19 protein-coding genes and 4 pseudogenes are annotated in these 21,320 nt (G+C 65.2%); 10 read left to right on the forward strand and 13 right to left on the reverse strand.

All coding sequences use genetic code 11. From position 1 onward, the window contains the following. The 6 genes and pseudogenes from VKG81_RS08955 to VKG81_RS08980 all read right to left on the reverse strand — a co-directional run. The coding region (locus VKG81_RS08955) for a wax ester/triacylglycerol synthase domain-containing protein (RefSeq protein ID WP_324395573.1) at positions 1–855 on the reverse strand (855 nt) is incomplete at its 3' end. A 193-nt stretch (positions 856–1,048) separates the two neighbouring features. Beyond that, a pseudogene (locus VKG81_RS08960) lies at positions 1,049–1,126 on the reverse strand (hypothetical protein); the annotation flags it as partial. A 47-nt stretch (positions 1,127–1,173) separates the two neighbouring features. Next, on the reverse strand, positions 1,174–1,656 hold the full coding sequence (locus VKG81_RS08965) for a MarR family winged helix-turn-helix transcriptional regulator (protein WP_324395599.1): 483 nt from the start codon (positions 1,654–1,656) through the stop codon (positions 1,174–1,176). A gap of 180 nt (positions 1,657–1,836) precedes the next feature. Next, positions 1,837–2,667, reverse strand: a complete 831-nt coding sequence (locus tag VKG81_RS08970; RefSeq protein ID WP_324395574.1) for an oxidoreductase — start codon at positions 2,665–2,667, stop codon at positions 1,837–1,839. A 55-nt stretch (positions 2,668–2,722) separates the two neighbouring features. Continuing rightward, a pseudogene (locus VKG81_RS08975) lies at positions 2,723–3,430 on the reverse strand (SDR family NAD(P)-dependent oxidoreductase). A 66-nt stretch (positions 3,431–3,496) separates the two neighbouring features. Beyond that, on the reverse strand, positions 3,497–5,230 hold the full coding sequence (locus VKG81_RS08980) for an acyl-CoA dehydrogenase family protein (protein ID WP_324395575.1): 1,734 nt from the start codon (positions 5,228–5,230) through the stop codon (positions 3,497–3,499). Positions 5,231–5,549: 319 nt separating this feature from the next. On the opposite strand from VKG81_RS08980, the gene VKG81_RS08985 reads away from it, so the two are divergent. Beyond that, positions 5,550–5,972, forward strand: a complete 423-nt coding sequence (locus VKG81_RS08985; RefSeq protein WP_324395576.1) for a hypothetical protein — start codon at positions 5,550–5,552, stop codon at positions 5,970–5,972. 77 nt (positions 5,973–6,049) lie between these two features. Continuing rightward, positions 6,050–6,265 (forward strand): annotated as a pseudogene (locus tag VKG81_RS08990) (pyridoxamine 5'-phosphate oxidase); the annotation flags it as partial. A gap of 18 nt (positions 6,266–6,283) precedes the next feature. Here the strand turns inward: VKG81_RS08990 and VKG81_RS08995 are convergent. Then, positions 6,284–7,459: a sulfotransferase gene (locus VKG81_RS08995; RefSeq protein WP_324395577.1), complete on the reverse strand. Its 1,176-nt coding sequence runs from the start codon at positions 7,457–7,459 to the stop codon at positions 6,284–6,286. Next, positions 7,456–8,568: a DUF1214 domain-containing protein gene (locus VKG81_RS09000; protein WP_414685206.1), complete on the reverse strand. Its 1,113-nt coding sequence runs from the start codon at positions 8,566–8,568 to the stop codon at positions 7,456–7,458. The genes VKG81_RS08995 and VKG81_RS09000 overlap by 4 nt, the downstream gene beginning before the upstream one ends. A 22-nt stretch (positions 8,569–8,590) precedes the next feature. Here VKG81_RS09000 and VKG81_RS09005 point away from each other — a divergent pair. The 6 genes and pseudogenes from VKG81_RS09005 to VKG81_RS09030 all read left to right on the forward strand — a co-directional run. Then, positions 8,591–8,903: pseudogene (locus VKG81_RS09005) on the forward strand (hypothetical protein); the annotation flags it as partial. Beyond that, positions 8,891–10,669: an amidohydrolase family protein gene (locus tag VKG81_RS09010; protein ID WP_324395578.1), complete on the forward strand. Its 1,779-nt coding sequence runs from the start codon at positions 8,891–8,893 to the stop codon at positions 10,667–10,669. The pseudogene VKG81_RS09005 and the gene VKG81_RS09010, both read left to right, overlap by 13 nt. A gap of 1 nt (position 10,670) precedes the next feature. Further along, complete coding sequence (locus VKG81_RS09015; protein ID WP_324395579.1) at positions 10,671–11,261, forward strand: TetR/AcrR family transcriptional regulator; 591 nt, start codon at positions 10,671–10,673, stop codon at positions 11,259–11,261. 29 nt (positions 11,262–11,290) lie between these two features. After that, positions 11,291–12,100: an SGNH/GDSL hydrolase family protein gene (locus tag VKG81_RS09020; RefSeq protein ID WP_324395580.1), complete on the forward strand. Its 810-nt coding sequence runs from the start codon at positions 11,291–11,293 to the stop codon at positions 12,098–12,100. Further along, complete coding sequence (locus VKG81_RS09025; RefSeq protein ID WP_324395581.1) at positions 12,097–12,558, forward strand: cyclic nucleotide-binding domain-containing protein; 462 nt, start codon at positions 12,097–12,099, stop codon at positions 12,556–12,558. The genes VKG81_RS09020 and VKG81_RS09025 overlap by 4 nt, the downstream gene beginning before the upstream one ends. A gap of 391 nt (positions 12,559–12,949) precedes the next feature. Next, positions 12,950–13,351 (forward strand): PAS domain-containing protein, encoded by a 402-nt coding sequence (locus tag VKG81_RS09030; protein ID WP_324395601.1) that lies wholly within the window; start codon positions 12,950–12,952, stop codon positions 13,349–13,351. A 6-nt stretch (positions 13,352–13,357) separates the two neighbouring features. Here VKG81_RS09030 and VKG81_RS09035 read toward each other — a convergent pair whose 3' ends face one another. Beyond that, positions 13,358–14,020, reverse strand: coding sequence for a ScbR family autoregulator-binding transcription factor (locus VKG81_RS09035; protein WP_324395582.1), 663 nt, complete (start codon positions 14,018–14,020; stop codon positions 13,358–13,360). A gap of 52 nt (positions 14,021–14,072) precedes the next feature. Then, the gene (locus VKG81_RS09040; RefSeq protein WP_324395602.1) at positions 14,073–14,762 is read right to left on the reverse strand and encodes a TetR/AcrR family transcriptional regulator; all 690 of its coding nucleotides are present in this window, start codon (positions 14,760–14,762) and stop codon (positions 14,073–14,075) included. Positions 14,763–15,212: 450 nt separating this feature from the next. On the opposite strand from VKG81_RS09040, the gene VKG81_RS09045 reads away from it, so the two are divergent. Continuing rightward, the gene (locus VKG81_RS09045) at positions 15,213–16,115 is read left to right on the forward strand and encodes an FAD-binding protein (RefSeq protein WP_324395583.1); all 903 of its coding nucleotides are present in this window, start codon (positions 15,213–15,215) and stop codon (positions 16,113–16,115) included. 25 nt (positions 16,116–16,140) lie between these two features. Beyond that, positions 16,141–16,467: an Lsr2 family protein gene (locus VKG81_RS09050; protein ID WP_324395584.1), complete on the forward strand. Its 327-nt coding sequence runs from the start codon at positions 16,141–16,143 to the stop codon at positions 16,465–16,467. Here VKG81_RS09050 and VKG81_RS09055 read toward each other — a convergent pair. From VKG81_RS09055 to VKG81_RS09065, 3 genes are read right to left on the reverse strand one after another with little or no spacing between them, the layout of a single operon-like run. Continuing rightward, complete coding sequence (locus VKG81_RS09055) at positions 16,454–18,325, reverse strand: putative bifunctional diguanylate cyclase/phosphodiesterase (RefSeq protein WP_324395586.1); 1,872 nt, start codon at positions 18,323–18,325, stop codon at positions 16,454–16,456. The two genes, VKG81_RS09050 and VKG81_RS09055, sit on opposite strands and share 14 nt — an antisense overlap. Then, positions 18,326–20,467, reverse strand: a complete 2,142-nt coding sequence (locus VKG81_RS09060; protein ID WP_324395587.1) for an Rv1355c family protein — start codon at positions 20,465–20,467, stop codon at positions 18,326–18,328. It lies immediately after the preceding gene. Continuing rightward, complete coding sequence (locus VKG81_RS09065) at positions 20,464–21,216, reverse strand: hypothetical protein (protein WP_324395588.1); 753 nt, start codon at positions 21,214–21,216, stop codon at positions 20,464–20,466. Before VKG81_RS09065 ends, VKG81_RS09060 begins: the two co-directional genes overlap by 4 nt. Positions 21,217–21,320: the final 104 nt, after the last annotated feature.

The raw sequence follows: 21,320 nt of genomic DNA on the forward strand, positions 1-21,320 counted from the left end.
GTCGGGGAGCTCGCCCCGGTCCAGCAGGTAACGGCGCATCGCCCCGGAGACGAGCGCGAGCACGACGTCGTTGAGCTTCACGCCGAAGGCGCACTTGACCGCCTTCACCCGATCTAGTGGCACTCTGCTGCTGCTGATTCGCCGCTGCGTCGAGATTGCGGCATTGAAGCGCGTCATCGGTGCCTCGAAGAATCGGGGCGGTTTGTTGCCCAGCCCGCGCACGGCCAACTGCTGAGACAGCGTTTGTTGAGCGATTCGCAAGAGGCGGTACGGTGTCCTGACCCCCACGTTGAAGAGCCCGCCGAGCGCCCGCAGCTCGAATCGCGGAATTCGGCCTCGCGTCAATTGTGGGCTGCCCTCGACGGCCGGTGGACGCGGTCGGGGGCTGATGTCGAGCAGGAGCTCGGTCAAACTGGCGCCAGATACGCCGTCGACAAGGGCGTGGTGCATCTTCGTCAGGGTCGCGACACGGCCATGCTCCAGGCCCTCGATGAACCATATCTCCCAGAGCGGTCTGTCCCGGTCGAGCGGGTAGGACATGAGACGGCCGACCAGGTCCTCGAGCTCGCGACGCCCACCGGGCTCGGGGAGCGCGATCTGCCGGATGTGATAGTCCATGTCGAGCTTGGCGTCCTCGACGAACCATGGCCTGTCGAGCCCCAGCGGGGCGCCTGCCACGCGGTAGCGCAGCACCGGCATCTCCGGGAGGCGAGAGGCGAGAATGTCTTTGACCGCACGGAAGCAGAAACCCGGCGCATCGGAAGGATCGCAGATCGTCAGCCCGGCGCCGTGCATGTGCCAGGCGTGCGTCTCAGCGAACCAGAACGCCGCATCGACGCTCGACAGGCGCCTCATGCCGACAGCGTAGGGGCGGGTAGGTCATGCCAACACGTAAACCCCCAAAAATGTTGCGGCGACGGCACGGTAGGGAATTTGTTCGGGGAATGCGGTTCGACGATCCGGTCGCGGCCGCGGCTCGCAAGTCCTCGCCGGGAGGGCCATTTCCGCAGGTAACCGACGGGGTTCGAATCCCCTTGGCTCCCCTTTGGGTCGAGAGGAGCTTGCCGATCCGCTCGCCCGACCGGAACGGGTTCGCGATCATCGGGTGCGCCTGATCGGCCAGCCGGCCGTGGATCAACGACAGCCGCGAAATGTCGGCGTTCACGAGCTGACCTAGAATTCCACGTCAAGCGGTGCGGCGGGTTCACCAGCGGCGGTAGTGAACGCCGTCAGCGCACGTACCAGCCCGCTACGCTCCCGCGTGGGCGTCTTCTCGACGATCCGGGCGATCTCGCTGCGCCGGTGCGCGGTAACCTGCTGCACCACCTTCCGCCCGTGCACGGTCAGCTCGGCCACCAGCTCGCGGCGGGAGTTCGGGTGCGGGTGCCGGTCGATCAACCCGGTGCTGACGAGCCGGTCAACCATCCGGCCGGTCATCGAAGGTTGCACATCCAGCAAACCGGCCAGCGTGGCCAGATTGACCGGGCCGCGATTGGACAGGATCACCAAGGTCCGGAACTGCGGAATGGTAATCCTCTCATCGACCAAGGCGATAGAGCGGGCCGAGATCGCGACCAGCAACCGCGATGCGGTCAACAACGCGTCGGTGATCGCATCCACCGGCTCACCCACCTCCGCGGCGTTGCGGACAGCCATCCCGGGGGGCCGCCCGCGGCCAGGCATGACCGAGACCCAAGGACCATAGCTGACTGCAACTATTTCATAAGGCCACTGTGACAGCCGGCAGAACTCGGGCGCGGCAGGCGCAGTCCCGCTGGCGCGCTCAGTCGAGGGGTGCCCTGCTTCAACAGGCGCAACAGTTGCGGATGCGCAATGTCAGGAGTCGAAGTTAGTGCTGGTGCTGAGCTGTTCCCATTTCGCGATCTCGTCCGCACGCGCGTTCGCGATGTAGCGATAGGCGGCGAGGGCGTCGGCTCCGAGGAGCAGGAATCCGGGGGGCTCGCTTGATTCGACGGCCGCGATGATTGCGGCGCCGGCCTTGGCGGGGTCGCCGGGCTGGTTGCCGTGCATGGTGTCGTGCTCTTTGCGCCGCTTCCCGGCGGTGGCCGCATAGTCGTCGATGACCGTGGCCGACTGGGTGAGCGAGCGTCCGGCGAAGTCGGTGCGGAATGCGCCGGGCTCAACGACTGTGACCGAGATGCCCAGAGGGGCGAGCTCGCTGCGGAGGGCTCCACTCATGCCTTCGATGGCAGCTTTCGCTGCGGAGTAGTAGCCGGATCCCATCGGCGTCAGCTGAGCGCTGATCGAGGAGATGTTCACGATGGCGCCGCTGCGGCGTGCCCGCATGCCAGGTAGGACGGCCTTGATCATCGCGACGGTGCCGAAGAAATGCGTCTCGAACAGGGTGCGGACGTCGGCGTCGTCACCTTCCTCGACGGCGGCGCGGTAACCGTAACCGGCATTGTTGACCAGGACGTCGACGCTGCCGAACCGCTCTTGGGCCTGCTGCACACCGGAGGCGACCTGCTCGGGCTTGGTGACGTCAAGGGCGACGGCGAACACACGCTCGGGCGCGGCGTCGGCCAGGTCGGCGACGCTCGTGAGGTCGCGTGCGGTGACCACAGCGTTGTGGGCGGCGCCGATGACAGCTTCGGCCAGGGCACGGCCGAGTCCGGTCGAGCAGCCGGTGACGAGCCAGGTGGACATCGAGAATGTCTCCTTCCAGTCGCTGCGTAAGACGGACCGCATCTATCGTCGCGCACTACCAGGGCAGTGGCCCGGACACATCGAAAGAGCCCCCTGTGGGACCGTCCTGGGCCACCTGCGCCATCCGGACGATGATCTCGGCGCCGTCCTCGACGGTTTGGGTCCCCCTGCGGCCGTTGAGATCGGTTGCGGTGTAACCAGGTTCGACGGCGTTGATCCGCATGTTCGGGAATGCCCTGGCGTACTGCACGGTGATCATGTTGACCGCCGTCTTGGAGGCCGGATAGGCGACAGCCGGGTAGAGGTGGCCGGGTCCGTCGGTTGATGCGGCTCGCGTCAGGGAGGCGAGGCCGCTGCTGACGTTGACCACTACCGGCGCGGGGGAGCGTTGGAGTAGCGGCAGAAACGCGTGGGTCACCCTGACCACGCCGAAGACGTTGGTTTCGAAGACCTCCCGGAATCGTGTCAGCGGTCACGTCCGCGGCCCCGATCACCGTATCGTCCGCCGCGCGAATTTCGATGCCGGCGTTGTTGATCAACACGTCGAGGCCGCCGTCGCCGTCGACCGTCTTGGCCGGGCCGCGACCGACGAATCATCGGTGACATCGATGAGTACAGCTCGCGCGCCCAGCTGTTCGGCGGCGCGGTGTCCGCGTTCGCGATCGCGGCTACCGATGTAGACGGTGTGGCCGGCCGCGACGAGTCGTCGGGCGGTCTCGAAGCCGAGTCCTTTGTTCGCTCCAGTAATCAGGGTCGTCGTCATGACTACAGCTTCGGCCTTTCACTTCCGACGTGCGGCGCCTCAGCGGGGGCGGCCGGGCAGGCGTGGCTACGGACGCATCTGATAGGCGCCGTCGTAGGCCTTCACCTGCTCCCAAACCCGGTCGAAGCGGGGCGCATCCGTGACCGGTTTGCGCACGGCCGATAGAGCCCATTCCTGTTGTGCCGAAGTGGAACTCGGCTTGCCATGCAACGCGATCGCATGGGCGGAGAAGTCGCGAATCTGGATGGCGAAGATCTGGTCTATCAGGTCACGATCCAGGTCGATCAGACGGGCCTGCTCGAGAATCAATTGGCCATAGACCACAAGTGTGAACAGGTGCCCGGCGACGAGGAGGAAGTCGAGGTCGCGCCCTTGGTCAGCGTCTGGCGCAGCCGTGGTCAGCAGCTCCTTCAACGCCCTGGCCTGCTCATAGAAGCGGGCCACGTTCGGTACGTCCAGAGATTTCTCGTAGACGGCGGTCCAGTCCGCGAACTGCACCTTGGATGCGCCCCGAGCCGGACCCTGCGCCCAGAAGAACACGTCGTCTGCCGGGTCGTCGCGCGTGCCGACCTCGGGGTAGTCGGCAGGGTTGAACAGGTAGTTCGGCATGAATTTCAGGATCTGCGCGACGTTGACGTGCACGGTGCCCTCCAGCCTGGGCAAGGCACCGATCAGCCGCGCGACCTCGCAGAAGTAGGTGTTCTTCTCGAAGCCTTTGGCGGCGAGGACATCCCGTAGCAGCGTGACCAGCGTTTCGCCTTCGGAGGTGACCTTGGACTTCGTCACCGGATTGAACAGCAGGTACCGACGGTCGTCTCGGCTCGCGCTGCGGAAGTAGTCGATCGCCCGGTCGCTGAACAGTTTCATCGCGACCAGGCGGGTGTACGCCTCGACGAAACTCGCGCGCACGTGCGGGAAATCGGTGACCGGGTTGCCGTAGAGAATGCGGTTGTTCGCGTGCGCGATCGCCTCGTAGAACGCATGCTCGCACATCCCGATCGAGCCGCTGCACAGATTGAACTTGCCGACATTGACGGTGTTGAGCGCGACCGAGAACGCGTCCGGCCCGGTGCACAGGATGTCCTCCTCGTGCACCGGGTAATCGTTGAGCCGGAAGTTGCTCACATACATCTGGCCGTGCACGACGTTGTCGATCAGCTCGTAATTCTCGTGACCGCTGTCGGCGACAAACCACACATAACCGTCGGCGCCCTCCACGTCCTTACGGCGCGAGAACACCGAAACCATGCCTGCCACGTTGCCGTTGCCGATGTAGTACTTCTCGCCCGACGCGCGGAAAACGATGCCCTCCTCGTCCGTGGGCGTCAGGAGCATGTCGGTGTTGTAGATGTCCGCGCCGTGCTCGCGTTCGGAGAGCCCGAACGCCATCACGTCGCCTGCCTCCAGTTGCCCGGCCGCGCGCTCCTTGGCTTTGATGTTGTCGCTCTGCCAGATCGGCCCAAGGCCGAGGATCGTGACCTGCTCGGCGTACCAATACGCCAGCCCGTAGAACCCGAGGATCTCGCTCAGCGCGGCGTTTCGCGTGGTATCCCAACGCTTGTTCGGGTCGCCGTCGCCATAATCCGATGGCGTGAGGAAGGTGGCGAAGATTCGCTCCCGCTTGATGAAATCAAGGAAGTCCGACACCCATGCCCCGTCGAGATCGTCCTGTAGCAGCTTCGCCTTGCCACGCCCCTCGAACCAGTCGATCACCGCCCGGAGTTGGCGCCTCGTCTCGGGGTCGAACTGCACCGGGTCATAGGTGTCGGGATTGAGCAACAGTCCGCTGGAGTTCACCATGGCGGGCCCCTTTCATCGATGAAGGTCCGGCGTCGGAATCTAGCAGCGACGTCGAAAAATCACGACCGGTGGCGCCGAGCGTGAAGGTACTGCGAAATCGCCCGGGCGCGAAATTTCGCCGTGGTTTCACAGTAGGCGCATCTACAAGAAGCAAACCGTCATCGCGTGGCTGGCGGAGGTACATAATCCCCCGTTAGAGCCAGGAGATAACGCCCATGAAAAAACGGTTGTGGCTGGTAGTCACCGCTGCGATGGCGCTGCTGGGGTGCGTCACACTCGTCACCCCCCGACTACCAGGGCCGCGTCGACAGTGCTGATCATGGGCGGCACGGGCGAGCCGGATCCCGGCGCTCTACCCGTTTACCTGGCTCACATGGAGCAGTATTACCTCGTCCCGTTCGGCCCCTGCCCGTCCGCCGGCAGCTGCGACTACGAATCCCTGGACACCCCGGAACAGTTCTGGCCGATACCGGGCTGGGGCGGGCCCACGGCAATCACCTTCAACCAGTCGGCGCATGACGGCGCAGCCGACCTCGAGTCCGTCCCGTTGACTCCGTTAACGCCGGCCGAGTCGCCCAGCTACGCGCCAACCGCCACCCGGCCGGCGTCGCTGCCGACACCCGGCCCGAAGTTGAGCGTCTTGCGCACATGCAACGGTTCGACAGCGAAGGTCGGGCCGGATCTCGTCAAGCTCGCGAAGACCGTCGACAGCGCCGCCAAGCCGACGCAGCACCAGCACTGAAACGAGGTTGCTTCCACTCGCACCGGAGCCATTCACGGCTCCCACCGACCGCGACAGAGCGCTGGCCCTTCGCCTAGGCGGTGGCCGGGCGGATGTCGGGCCAGCAGCCCGGAGAAGAAGCCCGCCCCTACGTCGAGGCGATGGCGGCGGAGGAGGACCGAGTTGTCATCCGCGCTCGCCCCTACGCAACATTCGCGCAGCCGCCGCGACACCTCCATCGCAACGATCAGGCTGAGCCGATCTCCCACTGGGTGTCGGCAACCGTCCCGTGGCAGGCCGACGACCCGACGTGAGGACGATTCAGCGGGCGGCTACTTGAGAACCTCGGTAGGGACCGCGTAACGGTCCTGATAACCGCGCACCCGCTCGCGGACCTCGTCGGCGTCCAGCCCGGTGTCGGCCCACGTGTAGCGGCTGCCTCCGCCGTCGCCGGGATGGGCGGCCAAGAAGTCACGCATCCTCTGCTCGGTCTCTGGACGCAGTTCGCGCCCGAGCCGCTCATAGATCGCCTTGATCGTCGTGTACGGGTCGCGAACGAAGTCGCTGTAGCGAACATCGGTGATCCGGTCGGCCGACAGCGCGCCGCTGTCGCGCAGCGCCATCTCCTTGTGCAGCCCGTGGACGACCTCTTCATACGACTGCGCCGCGCACTCGGCGACCGTCGTCTCATCGGAGCCCATCCTGCGCAGGTGGTTGGTCAGCGCGCTGATCGACGAGATCACCTTGAGCGGATCGCGGTGGGTCTGGATGATGACGGCATCCGGATACTCCCGGGCCAGGGTGTCGAGCTGCCAAAGATGGGCGGGCGACTTGAGCAGCCACTGCCCGGGCACCCCGGACTGCAGGTGCTGCAGGAAGACCCGATGGAAACGGTAGGCCGCGGCGTGGTCGGCCTCGTGGAGCAGCCAGCGGTAGTACGTCGGAAGCCGGTACTGAACCGAGAAGATCATGCTGCAGAACTGGCCGGCGAAGATCCGCACACACTCCTGGCCGACCAGCGCACCCATCGGGTGGAAAGCAAGGAAGCCCGGAACGATCTGCTCCGACAACTCGATGCCGGCCTGCGTCTGGGCGATCCGCGGATCATCGTGATAGCTCTCCACACGAGGTGGCGGATGTGGCGCATCGACCTCCCAGGTCAGCGGCGGACGCAGCTGGCGATCCTGGGCCAGCAAATCGTAGAGGATCGTGGTGCCGGTGCGGGGCTGCCCGACGATGAATATCGGTTGGTCGATCTGCTCGGCGGCCACGTCCGGGTGGGCGGCCCGCCATGCCACGATGTGCAGCCGATTGATCAAGGCCCGCATGATGTCGGCGTCGGCGATCTCGACGCCCAGCGGGGACAAGCGCGCCTCACCCACGAGCCCGTCGGTGAGGCGGGCCAACCCGTCGCGCCAGCCATCGTCGCCGCCGAAGTCATCGCTGTCGGCGGCCTCGCACGCCTTCTCGACAAGGCGGTCGGGATCGAAGCGCTCGCTGAGCATCATCGTGTTTCTCCTTCGCGGACCGACACCGCGACGTCGGGGGCCGCGGGATTGTCCAGCCAGCGGATGACAACGAACCCGCGGTGACGACCGCCGGTGTCGAGCCAGTGCCCGAATCCGAAGTCCCTGGCGGAGATGGCGATTCGAACCCTTCCGTCAGGCTCAGCAGAGACGTTTCGGTTGGTCGCCGAGCTGTGCCTGCGACTCGGTTCGAGACACTCGTGCCAAATGTTCTCCAGGGTCACGTTCCAATAGCGGGTGTCGGGCGGGGTGAATTCGAGCACCAGTGCCTGATTGGGATCGAGGCGGAACGTCCCGATCATGTACAAGTTGTCGGGTGTGGTGTCGGCTGCGCCCAACGCGGCGGCCTCCGCGGTCAGCAGCGTGTTGGGCGTGGTCAGCAGTTCGGGCCGGATGGTGCGGTGCAGAGTGACAAGCTTGTAGAGGGTCCACGCCATCGCGGTGAACTGCCCGGCCAGTTCGGCGTCGGTGACCGGGCCCGGCGGGGGAGCGTCGAGCACCTCGATGCCCAGCGTGGCAGGTTGCTCGGCGGTGGGGTCGCCGATGTACTCGCGGACCACGATCGACGACGCGTCGCCGGGCACGGCGACCCACTGCGCTCCGTCGAGCTCGTCAGGTGCCGGCTCCTCTGCCGAGAGCACCAACGCGAATTTCCCGTCGCGCAGTCGCAGGTCGGTGTCGCTGACATATGCGGCCATCCGGCGGGGCGTGAGCCCCGTTGCGGCCAGGACCTGCAGGCCCAGGTATGCCGCCGTGCCACGGGTGCCGGTCACCCGGTAGCGGCGGTCGCCGCGGATCATCGCCAGGTAGTAGTTTCCGTCCGGGTTCGGGCCACCGACCATGCGGGTGGGTGAACACATGTCGAAAAACCGCGGCAGGTCCGGATCGGCCTCCACGGACAGCTGCGCGCACAGAGAAGACACCCTGGCGACGACCCGCAGCCCCTCGAGCAGCTCCGACTCCCTCTCGGCGTCCTCACAGACGATGCGGGTGACGTCGGAAAGCATCCGCTGGACCTGCGTCCAGGCTTCCTGTGCCAGGGGGGCCGTCCCGTGGCCGACGGTGGGTGTCACGGTGTAATCCGACTCCATGTGAGACATGATCTCAATTGGGACGCGCTCCTCGCCCGCGCTGAACGCGTGGACCCTGCAGATCTACGTTCGCTACGAGGCGGCCATCGCAGATCTGCTCGCCGCCGCGGTTCACCGACCTGCAGTCCGATGATCCCCGACCACGGTTACTCGGCGCGCTGGCAATGGCCTCCGTCCGGATCGCGCTCGATGACTGGCTGGCGCACGGCGGGTCGCTGCCGCAGCGGGTGCACGCGGCCCTGGCGTGCGGTCTCGGTGAAGATAGATTGCGAGTACTCACTATCTTTGTTAGGGTGCCCGGGACGGAAGGATTTGAAGCGCCATGTATGACGTGATCATTCGCAACGGGTTGTGGTTCGACGGAACCGGCACCGCCCCGCAGCTTCGCACACTGGGGATTCGCGGCGGTGTTGTGTGTGCGGTGTCCGTCGAGCCGCTCGACGCGACCGGCTGCCCCGACGTGATCGACGCCACGGGTAAGTGGGTCGTGCCGGGCTTCATCGATGTCCATACGCACTACGACGCCGAGGTACTCCTCGATCCCGGGTTGCGTGAGTCGGTGCGCCATGGCGTGACCACGGTGCTGCTGGGCAACTGCTCGCTGTCGGCCATCTATGCCGACTCCGAGGACGCCGCCGACCTTTTCAGCCGTGTCGAGGCCGTTCCCCGGAAGTACGTAAAGGAAGCGTTGGACGCCAAGAAGACGTGGTCGACTCCTGCGGAGTATGTCAAGGCGCTCGACGACCTGCCGCTCGGGCCGAACGTCGGCTCGCTGCTTGGCCATTCGGACCTGCGGACCTCGGTACTGGGACTGGACCGCGCCACCGACGACACCGTCAGGCCGACCGACGCCGAACTCGACCGCATGGCCGAGATGCTCGACGACGCGCTCGAGGCCGGACTTCTCGGCATGTCGGGGATGGATGCGGCGATCGACAAACTCGACGGCGACCGGTACCGGTCACGTGCGCTGCCCTCCACATTCGCGACATGGCGCGAGCGGCGCAGGCTGATCAAGGTGCTGCGCAAGCGGGGCCGCATCCTGCAGAGCGCGCCAGATGTCAACAATCCGGTGTCGGCGCTGCTCTTCTTCCTCTCGAGCAGCCGGATGCTCGGGCGCCGCAAGGACTTGCGGATGAGCCTGCTGGTGTCGGCGGACGCTAAGTCGAACCCGGCCGCGGCGCGGGTGTTCGGGCCCGGCACCCGCCTGCTCAACGCCTTACTGGGCGCGAGCGTCCGGTTCCAGCATCTGCCGGTGCCGTTCGAGTTGTATTCCGACGGAATCGATCTGCCCGTCTTCGAGGAATTCGGCGCGGGGACCGCCGCCCTACACCTGCGGGATCAACTGGAGCGCAACACGTTGCTGGCCGACACCGGATACCGGCGCCGGTTCCGCCGCGAGTTCGACCGCATCAAGCTCGGACCGACATTGTGGCACCGGGACTTTCATGACGCAGTGATCGTCGACTGTCCCGACAAAAGCTTGATTGGCAAGAGCTTCGGCGAGATCGCCGACGGGCGCGGGCTGCACCCGCTCGACGCGTTCCTCGACGTGCTCGTCGACAACGGCGAACGCAACGTCCGCTGGACGACCACCGTCGCCAACCACCGGCCCACGCAGCTGAACAAGCTGGCCGCCGAGCCGACGATCCACATGGGCTTCTCCGACGCCGGCGCGCACCTGCGCAACATGGCCTTCTACAACTTCTCGCTGCGCCTGCTCAAGCGCACGCTGGACGCCGAGCGCGCTGGAGATCCGTTCCTCACCATCCAGCGAGCGGTCTACCGTCTGACCGCCGAGGTGGCGGACTGGTTCGGTCTCGACGCCGGCACGTTGCGCAAGGGCGATCGTGCCGACTTCGTCGTGATCGATCCCGCTGGTCTCGACGAATCGGTGGACAGCTACCACGAGGAAGAGGTGCCCTTCTACGGCGGCTTGAGTCGAATGGTCAATCGCAATGACGTGGCGGTGGTCGCGACCGGCGTCAACGGCACCGTGGTCTACCGCAACGGCCAATTCCGCGAGGGCTATGCAACGTCGGCGAAGTCGGGTCGGTTCCTGCGGGCCGGTGAGCGGCGCTGCACCGGTGCCGGCGTCTGAGATGGCCAGAACGCAGCAACAACGCCGGGACGAAACGGTCGCACGCCTGCTCGACGCCAGCATCGCCACAATCGTCGAGGTGGGCTATGCCCGTGCGTCGGCTGCCGTGATCACCAAGCGCGCGCAGGTCTCGGTTGGCGCATTGTTTCGGCACTTCGACACCATGGGCGATTTCATGGCGGCCACGGCACACGAAGTGCTGCGCCGTCAGCTCAATGAATTCACGAAACGCGTAGCAGAGATACCGGCCGACAGGCCGGCGCTCGAGGAGATCCTGACGATCCTGCGCGACACCACGCGCAACTCCACGAACGCCGTGATGTACGAACTGATGATCGCCGCCCGCACCGACGAAAAGCTCAGGACCACACTGCAACGGGTCCTCACCGAATACAGCGCGAAGATCTACGACGCTGCACGTGCGTTGCCCGGCGCCGAGAACATGCCGGAGAAAACCCTCGCCGCCCTGGCGGCGACCCTGACGAACACATTCGACGGCGCCGCGATAGTGGGAGCCGTCCTCCCAGCGCCCGAGGTCGATGCACAACAGATCCCGCTGCTAGCAGCGCTGCTGAGCGATGCGCACGGCTGAGCGCCCGGCTCCATGTCTAGAGTCCGATCATGTCTGACATCGGATACTCGCGATACGTTGCGATCGGTGACAGCCAGACCGAAGGGCTGTGGGACGGTGACGACGGCGTCGGGCTTGTCGGGTTCGCTGACCGGCTCGCTGCCCTGATCGACTCGCACTACCCCGGGCTGAAGTACGCCAACCTGGCGGTTCGCGGCAGAAGGGTGGGCGACGTGCTCACCGACCAACTGCCGCGCGCGTTGTCGCTGCAGCCGGATCTGGTCACCGTCTGTGTGGGCATGAACGACGTCACACGCCCCGGACGATCTTTCAACCGTACTCTGGCCGATCTCGAAGGCATCTACGCGCGACTCGCCCAATCCGGCGCAACCGTGGTCACCACCACTTTTCCCGACGTCGCAGACATCTTGCCGGTGGGCGGGCTGTTCGCGCCGCGAATACTGCGCATCAACCGAGTGATCCGGACCGCCTGCGACCGCCATGGGTTCAGGCTCGTCGACCTCTACAGCGCGGCATCGATGAAGGAGCCGGACACGTGGAGCGCCGACCGCATGCACGGCTCGACCAAGGGTCATGTCCTCTTCGCATCCGCGGCTGCCGAAGCTCTCGGTCTGCCGTTCAGCAACCACGACTGGGCGCACGCCAGCCCCGGCGCCGGCCAGCCGTCGTTCGGGTCGCGGGCGTACGCGCAGCTACGGTGGACGCAGTGCTTCCTGTTGCCGTGGATTTGGCGTCATCTCGTGGGCCGGTCCAGTGGCGACGGTTGTCTGCCCAAGCGGGCACTACTGGAAAGCCTGACAACACGACACGAGACGGGAACGGAAGGGGCCATCCGATGAGGACGCTCGAAGGCGTTCTGGCCAAGCATCCATTCTTCGCAGGGTTGGACCCGCGCTATCTCGCACTGGCAGTCGGGTGCGCCTCAAACCTGCGCTTCAACGCCGGTGAGCTCATATTTCGCGAAGGCGAGGAAGCGAACCACTTCTATCTGATTCGCGAAGGGAAGGTCTCACTCGAGGTCTCCGCTCCCGGCCGCGGCAGCCTGACCATTCAGACGCTGCGGGGCGGCGACATTCTGGGATGGTCGTGGCTCATACCCCCGTACAACTGGCGGTTCGACGCCCGTGCGGCGGAGACGACCCGAGCGGTTGTGCTGGACGGCAAGTGCCTGCGCGACAAATGCGAAGGGGATCACGAGCTCGGATACGAGCTGCTCAAGCGTGTGACGTCGGTTCTCGGGCAGCGGCTCGACGCGACCAGGTTTCAGCTCCTCGACATCTACGGCACATCGACCTGATCGCGACAAACCCCGACCAGTGACTATTAGCGATGACGACTTCGAGCGCACGGTGCCCGAGGCCCACGCCGCGCGCGGGTCGACAGCGCGGGAACCGGACCGCAGGAGCCAACCGGCCGGCAGGGATTGCCCTGCCAGGCCGAGGTGCGCCGCGCGTCTCGCGCCGAAATTGGTGGAATTAAATCTGATTTACCGAACAAAATTGCTGACCTGCCCCGGTCCGTTAAAATGTGGAGGTAAGGGCGCTATTCTGCCCCCTTCTGTGCGGTTGCTAACACAACGTTGGCCGTTGCTGCGGCGGGGTGCGGGCGACAGGGGCCGCCGTAGTGGCGGGGATCGAATGTTGCCGAATGTGATGGCGGCTGTCAAAAGAAGCCGCAATAATGTCAACGTGGAGCGGCGACGAGACCGGCAGGCGGGCCAATCGCCGATGACTGTTCTGCAGGAGTTGCCTGCGCTCGTGGTTCTCGAGCGCATACCGGTTCCGGTCGTGGCGATCGCGCACGACGGCACGATCCTCTTCGCGAATCTTGCATTTGCTGAGATGCTGGGCTACGACCAAGAAACAGTAGTCTGCCTGAAGTTCGAGCAGATTTTTCAGACCCTGCCGCTCGACGAATCGGCGGTATCGGCCGTGCGCGCCCACGCCGACCTCATCGTCGAATTGCTGCACATGGACGGCTCGACCGTGCGGGCCAAGATGAGCAAGTCCGCACTGCTGCGTGGCGACGACCCGGTCGCGCTGGCGACGTTCCAGGATTTGACCGAGCAACTGTGGGTTGACGAGCTCTAGGCGGCACTACTCGATGGTCAGCGTGGGTTGCAGATAACGTAGCGACTCGCGGTGCAGGAACTCGCGGAAGTACGGCAACCCGCTGTCGGCGGCGATGGCGGGAAGCAGAATCTCCCATGCTGTGGTCAGCCGCCTCATCAGGTCGTCACCATCCGATGCCGCCGTGGACAGCAGCTCGGCCCCTAATATCGCGCTCGTCACGCACTCTGCGACGGCGTCCGCGTCGAGGTCCCCGCGAAGGTCGCCCTCGGCTTTCGCGCGCCGAGCCGTGGCCGCCATGACGCTCGACCAACCGTCATACGCACGGTTGGCCGCGTGATTGAAGCCAGCCAAAGCGCGGCCGAGTTGCATGGCTGTCCCGGCGGCGCTATCGGCCAACATGAGCTCAGCGACGACGAAGCTCCCGTGAATCATCGTCTCCAATGCCGGTGCGGCAGAGTGGTCGATTTCGCCGAACGCATCGAGCACCGCCGCACCGCCATCCTCGATGATCGCGGCGGCCAGACTTTCCTTGGAATCGAAGTGGTAGTAGAGCGCGCCCTTGGTCATCTGCGCGCGTTCGATGATCTCGCCCAATCCGGTTTCGGAGTAACCGACGTCGCTGAACAGCTCGACCGCCGCGTTGATGATCTTGTGCCTGGTGGCCTCCGACCGGGCTTGGCGCACCATCGCTAACGCACCTCCGGTTCTCGGCTGACGCGCTGCGGCAGCGTGGGCGTCGTCAGGCGTGGTTCACAGTAACAGCGGCGCCGGCGGTCCCGGCCTTAGCCTTCGCAAGCACGGTGCGACGCTTGATGAACTTCGTCAGATAGCCGATGCGCTCCGGAGCCGCAAAGCCCGGCAGCGTCAGCAGCCAGGACTTCTCCAGGTCGTCGAGATACTCGTCGGGATCGTCCAGGTTGCCGATTTGGCGGATTCCCGCGTACAACGCAACCAGCATCTGGCTGACGTCCACGGGGTCGCACCTTTCCATCACGTCGCCGTCGGCGATGGCGCGCTGGACGACCACCGCAAACGCCTTGATCCAGTCACGCAGCAAGTTGGCCCGTAACCCGTCGGTGTGGCCGATGGACTCGAGCAGATGCAACCCCGCTCGCGACAGGTCCTGGCTGACATCCTGCACGGCAATCAGATAGGAAATATCGACCAGCGATTCCAGGCCCGAAAGCTTCCGGGCCAACAAGTCGTTCACCGCCGAGCGCGTCACCTGGGTTTGAAGCTCGATGATTGCCAGCGCCAACGAGTGCTTGGACCGGAAGTGGAAATACATCGCGCCCTTGGTCACCCTGGCGTCGGCCAGGATGTCATCGAGGCTGACTTGGCCGTATGACCGGTGGGCGAACTGATGGCAGGCCGCGCGCAGAATTTGTTGCTGCGTGGAGTCTGCCGATGTGTCGCTGGTGCCGGTCACGCTGGGACCTCGGAATCTGGGTACACGCTTCGGGCGGGTAACGCCGTTCGCCGAAGGACGCTTCGCCGCCCAATTCTGCCAGGCTTCGGGCAGGGTCGAGGGGGTATCTGCGGCCACGCGCCCGAATCGGTCGGCGCCGCCCGGGCGGGCTGAGGGTTGAACACAGGCGTTCTCCCCCGTCCGGCGCCCGTCAAGTCGCTCCGCAGCGGTAACCACGCGGTAATACTTCAAGTCACCCGATTCGGTGCATTCCGTCCGAAAGGTATGTAAAGTACCGCCCCATGCAGGCCTTTGGTTTGTCGCTCGCGATAGGGCAAAGCGGGGCCATGCGCTCGATACTTCACCAAACAAAACGTGAAGCGAGGTGCGCTCTCGGCCAGGGCGCAGGGCGCGCTGTATGGAATCAAGTCAGTTCTCACGCTCCTCGAAAAATGTTGGGAGTCAGCAACCATGCAATGGGATCACGAGGTCGATCTTGTCTCGGTCGGGTCGGGCGCCGGGGCGCTGGCGGCCGCGATAGTCGCGGTCGACGGCGGTCAGACGGTGTTTGCGGCGCAGTCGGCGCCCCGTGACCAGAGGTCCCATCGGCGCCTCGGCATTGAAATGGCGGACAGCGAGACGAATGCGTACCTGGACGCCGTCATCGAAGTAGCGGGCACGGAGATGCCCGACATGGCAGGACCCGACCTGCCTGTACGGTTCGTCACCGATCCGGTGCCCCCGAGCCTTGGCTGCAACCGTCGCCGCGCGATGATCGAGCCGTTTGTCGGCGCGCGCCTGGGGAACTGGGCCGCTGATTGCGTCACCGCATCGCACGCCGTCCTCTACAGTCACGTGACCGGCCGCAACATGACCACCATGCGCTCGACGAGCGGCGAAAAACTCGAGGCGGCGGTGGTGGGCTCCGTCGAACCCGGCGTCTTCGGCGACGGATGGTCCCTGGACCATTGGTTGTCTGCGGAGGCGCGTAGCCGGGGTATCGATTTCCGAGAGGACAGCAGCCTCGAGCGCCTGGTCTTCGATGACGGCATGGTGGTGGGCGCGGTCGTGATGACGCCCGACGGAGCCTGCGCCATTTCGGCCCGCCGCGGTGTGGTCGTGGCCACCGGCGGGAGCCGCGCCGTCGCGGATCGGTTACCGGACGAGACCGCGGTGCGGGTCGGCGTGGTGAGCAAGACCGCCAGCCGGTTCGGGCGAGTGGAACTACTCGCGCGCGAGCGAGCCGGCAGCAGGCTGGCGGCCTGGACAGCCACGGGACCCGTGCAGCCTCGCCAGCTTCGTTCACACCCGCTCAACTCACGGGCCAGGTGTCACAGCATCTCACCGGGCCCACTCCACGACGGCAGCCTGTGAGGTTCAGGAAGGAATCGCAGCGACCATGGTGAAGAAAGTGACCGTCGCGTTGGTCGACGACCTTGACGGGAAATCACAGGCGGACGAGACCGTGCGCTTTTCCCTCGACGACGTGAGTTACGAAATCGACCTCACCGCGCAGCACGCCGAGAAGTTGCGCGGTGACCTGAAGGGGTGGATTCACGCCGGTCGTCGAGTAGCCGGGCGGCAGCGCCGGTCACCGAGGTCCGGCTTGTCACGCGAAACCGAGGGTAGCGCCGTGATCCGGGAGTGGGCGCGCCGCAACGGGCATCCGGTGTCGGACCGAGGCCGCATCCCGCGCGCCGTCATCGACGCATTCAACTCCGCCTAGCCGCGAGCCGCGCCACCGAGAACGGCACCTGCAGCTTTCCCTTGGCGAACAGCGATTCCATCACGTCCGCCGTGACGGGCCGCGACAGGAGATACCCCTGCGCCCGATAGCAGCTGTGCTCCAGCAAGGTCATCGCGGCGGCCTCCGTTTCCACACCCTCGGCCACCAGCTCCAGGCCGAATGCTTCCGCCAGCGCGATGATCGCGCGAACGATCGCGAGATCGCCTGCGTTCGTGCCCAGTTCGCGCACGAAGCTCTTATCGATCTTCAGCGTGTCCACGGGAAGGGATTTGAGATGCGACAGAACGCTGTAGCCGGTGCCGAAGTCGTCAATGGCGATTTGGACGCCGACTTCCTTGAGACCGGCAAGGGTGATTCGTGTCGTATCGATGTCTTGCACCACAACGCTTTCGGTGATCTCCAAGCACACTGACGAGCCTTCCAGGCCGAAATCGGTCAGGGCATCGGCGACCTGCGCGACAAAGCCTTCGCTGACCAGCTGAACCGGCGAGACATTCAGTCGCAACACCGCGTTCTGGCCAACGCCGCGCGAGCGCCATCGCCCGAATTCGGCGCAAGCGGTGCGCATAACCCATCGGCCCAGCTCGCCGGCGAGGTTGATCGATTCCGCGACACCGATGAACGAATCCGGTGACAACAGCCCCCGCGTAGGGTGTTGCCAGCGGACCAACGCTTCCGAGGCCAGAATCTCGCCGGAGCGCATGTCGACCTCCGGCAGGTAATGCAATACCAGTGAACCACTCTCGATGACGCCCTGCAGGTGTAGCTCGATGTCGTTGCGGAACTCCCTCTTGAGCGAAATGTCCTGGGAGAAGACGGAGATTTTGTTTCCGCCCGCATTCTTTGCGGTGAGGACCGCCTGATCAGCCCGGCGGAGCAGATCAGATGTGTCGTCGCGCCCGGGCACACCCAACGCGACGCCGATGCTGACGGTGCGGGTGAGCATCTCACCCCCGATCGCCACGCGCTCGCGCAGTTTCGCCTGAAGCCGTTGTGCCAGCGACTCGGCGGTCTCGGCGTCCATCGGTTCCGCCGGGACGACGACGAACTCGTCCCCGCCAAGCCGCGCAATCATGCCGGAGGCTTCGGCGCACTCGCGGAGCCGTTCGGCGAATACCCGGATGAACCAGTCTCCGGCGGTATGGCCCAGATAGTCATTGATGGCCTTCAACCGGTCCAGATCCAGGAACAGGGCCGACACCGGCCCGGGCTGTCCCGGCGCGAGCCTTCGGGAAAGGTGTGCAATCAGCGCGCGCCGATTATGGAGCCCGGTCAGGTCGTCGTGCTCGGCCAGGTCGCGAAGCTGGTCTTCGGCGACGATGCGAGCCTGGACCTGAGCAAACAGCGACGCGATCGCCTCGAGCGCGTTGAGTTCCTCGGGACTCCATTCCCTGTCCCCGAATTTGACGAATCCGAGTACCCCGGTGGTGACGTCCCCGGACACCAGCGGCGCCGCGGCCATCGACGTGGCGGGAATGTGGCGGCCCTCCTCGATCCGGCGCTGGTAGTCATCGGTGGCAGGTTCGGGGCGAAACACCATCGGCTTCTTACCGTGCTCGGACTCTGCGAACACGGGATCGGCATCCGCGAAATAGACCAGGGCGAGCGGATCCGGATCCGGTATGTCGGGCCGCGGCGGCCACTCCGCAATCAACCTCGAGGCGCGAATCTTGTGTTCGTTGTAGCGCAGGAAACTGACATCGACGTCGAAATATCGGACCAGGTCGGCCAACACCCACTGAGTCACCTCGACCGAGGTGGCTGCGTTCGCCGCCATGAGCCGGGTGGCAACGGCGGTGACGACCAGATCGAGGCTGCGCGGCACGTTTCCTCCCATCTACCGATTGAAGCGCAAGTGGATGCGTCGCCGGTCGCGCCTGCTTCGCATTGTCGTCCGAGGTGCGTCGAAGAGCCTCAGCAACAGCACTTGCTGTTCGTCCGGCCGGGTGCCGGCCAATTGCCGCAGCGACGACCGGAGGTCTTCCAAGGATTCGGCGAAGCCCGGCGCGACCTGGAGGAGGTCGTCGCGCCCATGTGCGTAGAGAAACACAGGCGCAATGGGTTGAACGGTCAGTCCGTGCAGCTGGGCGCTGATCCACACCGCTTCAACCGCCGATCCGCCACGCGCGTAATCGGTCAACGTGTTGCCGTGAACGGACACGACAGCCAGCGCGGTGCTTGCTGAAACGCGGGCGCGGTTGTCGGCGACGAGCGCGTCGCCCGCATCCCATTCCGCGAGCTCGGCCATGACCTCCGGACGCCGCAGAATTTCGAGTATGAGCAGTTCGCCCTGGTCGAATCCGAGGCTGCGGATGTCGATACCCGAGTCCGCAGGTTCGTCGTCGGGCCACCGAAGCTCGGACTCCATCTCCGCATGCAGTCTGGGCGTCAGATACCGGATCCGCTCTGCAACGGCCAGAATCTCCGCCGCTTCCTTGATGTCCCCGCGTTCGGTCAGCAGATGCACGCGGCCGCCCTCGCGACGCGCCGCGGACTGCAGCGATCCGGTGGTCTCGCTGTCGAGTGCCGCAGGCACGCCGTGTCGGCGGTTCGTTTCCCGCAGCAGCATCGGTTTGTACAGCCGGGCGAGCTCCGGATTGTCACTGTGGCCGAGCCGCAGGACCGCGCACAACGGCGAGTCGTTGTCGTGTTCGTCGAAGTGAACCGTTCCGAGTACTCCATGAGCTGCCGCGGCGACGCGCGCGTTGAAGGCGGCCGCGCCGACCGCCACCGCGCTGGCACGCAAGCCGACGTCGATCGTCGAGGTGTATTCGGGCGCCAACCTGATCGTCACGTTGTCGCGCGCCACATCGACACGCCACGGCTGGGCGTTGCCCCCGGAGGGCGCCCGGATAGCAGCCGCGGCGATGGCCTCGAGTGGATCCGTTGACTCCACGACGTCGGCGCGCGCGACGGTTGCGGCGACATCGCCACCAGTCATCGGGGGCTGTTCGGCACCGGAGAGCGCGCCCGCGACATCGATGCGGGCCCGGCCCGATGGGAGGTGCTCGCCCAAGCCGATTCTGCGGACGGCTTCGGTGATCGCGGCCACCCCGACCGCGATGTCGCCAGCCAACTGCGGCCAGGTCGACAGTGTGTGCCCCACTTCGATCAGCGACGCCGCCCCGCGCGGTGACAACTCGGAACCGTCGAGGATCCGGAGAACATGGGGAATCTTGTCCCGGTCGGTCAAGCCGGCAAGCCCCGCGGCATCGATATCGCCCAACAGGCCGTGGAAGAGGGGTCGCTGCGGCTCGAGGTCGTATCGCTCGACATCGACGAGACCGCGGTCGCTGGTTGCCATGAGCAGAGGCAGTCGCCGGTCACGGGCGGCTTCGCGAACGAGGATCTTCATGTCCAGGGAGTCGCACTCTTCGATGACGACGTTCAATCCGTCAAGGAACTGGTCGAGATTTTCGGCGGTGAGGCCGCACGTCAAAACCTCCATCGGCAGATAGGGATCGAGCTCGGCGATCCTTCGCGCCGCCACCACGGCCTTGTTCTGGCCGACATTCAACACGCTAGCAGGAACGCGGTTGAGGTTGGAGAGCTCGAGATCATCGAAGTCAGCCAACCGCAATTCGCCGCACAAGCCTTGGGTAGCAAGCGCATACGCGATCGCATGTCCGGAGCTGAGGCCGACGACGCCGATCCGGAGTGCACCGAGCCGCTCCTGTTCCCCGGCGGTGATCAGGTGTCTGTTGCGGTCCAGCCGTGCGACGCGGAACGCGTGTGGACCCAGAAGACTCACAACGACTCGACGCCACGGATAGTAGACCCACCGCCTGTTCTCCCCGAGCACCTGTGCGCCCGATGAAGGGCGCAACTGCCGCAAACCCGACAACTGCTCAGGCCATCGGTCGATGATCTCGATGCGCGGGTCCGCCCGCAACCGCTCAAGCATGTGCCGATCGTCGGGATCGTCGGGATCCAGAATCGTTGCGATGCAACGGTCCGCGCCTTGGATCTCCGAACTCACAACACCCCCCTGTGCGCCGGGCTCACCACACCAGCCTGACGGAAGCGCCGGCCCACTTCAGCGATCTCGACAAGGATCTTCGAAACCTGGTCCGGGTCGGCATGTTTGACGAATGTTCGCCGGTCCCACCACATCATCCTCGTGCGGTAGCGCTCGTCGGGATATGGCGTTGCGGGAATCGCAGTGGCCAGCACACCTCCCGAGGAGCGCCACCGATCAAGCACCTGCGTCGCCCCTGTTGCCATGCAGAACTGATTGTCCAACAAAGGCATCGCATGAAAGCCGCTGCGCGCGATCACCTTGGCGAGCTGACGACTCCGATCGGCACGATCGTCGATCCACGCCGATTTCATTTCGATCACGCCGAACGGCAGGCGGTCGGTGATCATCTTGCGAACCGCGCGCTCGCCGGGCCGACCCGACCATTCGAGCAGAGCATGTGAATCCTCCGCGCAGCACAGCGGCCCCTTCGCCCGCACACCCGCCACCACCTGCCCGGTCTCGTCGATTGCAGCCCAGAACAAGGCTGTGTCGCCGCCACACCGGACCGCGTCGACGTCGAGGGCGCATTCCACCCCATGCTTCCGATAGCTGCGCTTTGCGCCTTCGAGGTATTCGTCCCAGAGATCCGGATCGGTCGCCGGCTGTGAAACCACGAGAGTGCACGCGGTATCACGATCCCACCAGCGAAGGCTCCAGTCGAGGCGGAAAGCGCTTCCGCGTCTGATATCCAGCACAGGAATGTTCATTGTCGTCCGTCCATTCGGCAACTCCCGACGGATTCTTGGTAGCTCACGCGGTTTGCGTATCCGTCACTTCAGTGTTCGGAACACCCGGCTTCAAGTATTACGCC

The sequence above is a fragment of the Mycobacterium sp. genome (assembly GCF_035314905.1).
Lineage (GTDB): Bacteria > Actinomycetota > Actinomycetes > Mycobacteriales > Mycobacteriaceae > Mycobacterium.